The following is a 2,297-nucleotide window of genomic DNA, read 5'->3' as shown; positions in this document are numbered from 1 at the left end:
TGGCAGCTCCAGGGTCGGTCCGGAGCACACTGCGGAAAAACCGACAGTGCACCGACGGAAAAGTGATATTCAGCTTTGGTGTGGGTTGGGGTGGGGGGGCTGGGGTGTTGCAAGTTGAGTGAGAATCATTCGGGGTGGTTTCGGGCGGGGTGGTATTGATCAGAAACTCAAAGGGTTCTCGTCCAGGACGTAGCGGACGTGCAGGCCGCCGAAGTAGCCGCGGACGATGTGTGGTTGACGCTGGCGTCTATGGAAGAACCTGCGGGTTTCGGCGGCGAGTTCGGTCTGGTTCCTGGCCCGGTGGGTGTGGGGCAGGCTGCGTTTGAGGTCGGCGTTGACCAGCTCGTCGGGGTTCAGCTCGGGTGAGTACGAAGGCAGGAAGTGCAGCTCGATCTGGTCCTTGTGGCCGGCGAGCCAGGCCCGGACGGTCTTCGAGCGGTGGGCCGAATGCCGGTCGACGATCAGGTGGATCTTCCGGTCGAAGTGCCCGACGAGCCGGGCGAGGAAGCGGCACATGACCTTCGCGTCGAACGACTCGGTGAAGACCTGTCGTTTCGGGGTGTTCGTCATCGTTTTGTCAGTGGGTTGGTGGGGTGTCCGGGCTGGTGGTGTGGGGTGTTGGGTTCTGGCAGTGGATGCCGATGAGTGACTGTCGTTTTTGCGTGGTGGGGACTGCTGCAGGGTTGGGTGACAGCGGGGTTTATGCAGCCAGGGCTGCGGCTGGGGTCATGATGGTCTCGTACTCGACGGGGGTCAATCGGGCCAGGCGTCTCTGACGCCGGCGTCGATGGTAGGTGCGTTCGATCCAGGTAATGATCGCGATCCGCAGCTCCTGGCGGGTGGCCCAGGTACGGCGGTCGAGGACGTTCTTCTGCAGCAGCGCGAAGAAGCTCTCCATTGCCGCGTTGTCGCCGGCCGCACCGACCCGGCCCATGGAGCCGACCATGTGGTGACGTGCGAGAACGGACACGAACTTCCGTGAGCGGAACTGCGACCCGCGATCGGAATGAACAGTGCATCCCGCGACCTGGCCGCGACGGGCCACCGCGGATTCAAGGGCTCTCACCGGGAGGCTGGACTGCATCCGGACGTCGATGGAATAGCCCACGATGCGGCTGGAGTCCACGTCCTTGACGGCACACAGATACAGCTTGCCCTCGCCGGTTGCGTGCTCGGTGATGTCCGTCAGCCACAACCGGTTCGGCCCGGCTGCGGTGAAGTCCCGCCGCACCAGATCATCATGGACAGGCGGCCCGGCCTTGGCGTTCTTCCCATGGCCCCTGCGCTTACCGAAGGCACTCCACCAGCCGTTGTCCCTGCAGATCCGCCAGGCGGTCCGCTCAGCCATCGACTCACCGGCGGCCCGGGCCTCGTCGAGAAGGAAGCGGTGACCGAACTCGGGATCGTCGCGATGCGCGTCGAGCAGGGCGTTGGCCCGGTATGCCCCGGCGAGCTCGGAAACGGTGACCGGTGAGGCCAGCCACCGGTAGTAGGGCTGGCGGGCCAGCCCGAGCACCCGGCACGTCACCGCCACCGGCACCCGGTGAGGGGCAGCGGCGGCGGCCAGCTCGCGGACGAGCGGGTACATCATTTTGACGGCAGGTTCGCCTGCGACAGATACGCCGCAGCCCTCCGCAGAACCTCGTTCTCCTGCTCCAGCAGCCGGATGCGTTTGCGGGCCTCGCGCAGCTCGGCCGACTCGCCCGACGCTGTCGCGGGCCTGCCGCCCTCATCGGTGTTGGCACGGCGCAGCCACTTCGACAGCGTGATCGGGTGGACGCCGAAGTCGGCGGCGATCTGTTGGGACTGCTGCAGGGTCGGGTGACACCTGACCTGGCCCTCCGGCCAGCCGCCGGTGGTCATCCCTTCGAACGGAAAGCATGAAGCCAACCTCCCCGGCCGACCGGCTCGCCCAGGCCCGAACCGACGACTCCACCCGCCGCCGCAGGGCGTGCTGGCCGCGCTCGACGACCTGACCCGCAACAGCCAGCCGATCAGCGTCTCCGCCATAGCCCGCCTGGCCGGCGTCCACCGCAGCCTGATCTACCGCCACGGCGACCTCCACGCAGCCGTGGCGGCCAAGGCCGCCCAACCACCCAACAACACCAAAGGACCGCAGGTCAGCCGGAACTCCCTGCTGAGCGATCTGGCCAACCTCACCGAACGCAACATCCGCCTTGCGGGCCATGTGGCCCGCCTCTAAGGGCTTGCCGGGAATCAACACGTCGGTTTGATCTTGGTTTTGTCGGGGTCGAGGAACCTGGCGACGTCTTCCCGTGTGCGGAATCGGGCTGTTG

At 66.3% G+C, this 2,297-nt stretch carries 1 protein-coding gene and 2 pseudogenes; 1 reads left to right on the top strand and 2 read right to left on the bottom strand.

The annotated features are described in order from the left end of the window. Window positions 1–159: 159 nt before the first annotated feature. Window positions 160–546, bottom strand: a pseudogene (locus ACFYY1_RS43215) (transposase); the annotation flags it as partial. Window positions 547–700: 154 nt separating this feature from the next. Continuing rightward, window positions 701–1,800 (bottom strand): annotated as a pseudogene (locus ACFYY1_RS43210) (IS3 family transposase); the annotation flags it as partial. Window positions 1,801–1,951: 151 nt separating this feature from the next. Between ACFYY1_RS43210 and ACFYY1_RS43205 the strand changes: the two are divergent. Beyond that, window positions 1,952–2,203 (top strand): hypothetical protein, encoded by a 252-nt coding sequence (locus tag ACFYY1_RS43205; RefSeq protein ID WP_388595596.1) that lies wholly within the window; start codon window positions 1,952–1,954, stop codon window positions 2,201–2,203. Window positions 2,204–2,297: the final 94 nt, after the last annotated feature.

Source organism: Streptomyces sp. NPDC001890 (assembly GCF_042891445.1).
In the GTDB taxonomy this organism is placed as follows: Bacteria; Actinomycetota; Actinomycetes; order Streptomycetales; family Streptomycetaceae; genus Streptomyces.
Note: the sequence above shows the minus strand (reverse complement) of the source record. Positions and strands in the feature narration are given on the sequence as shown.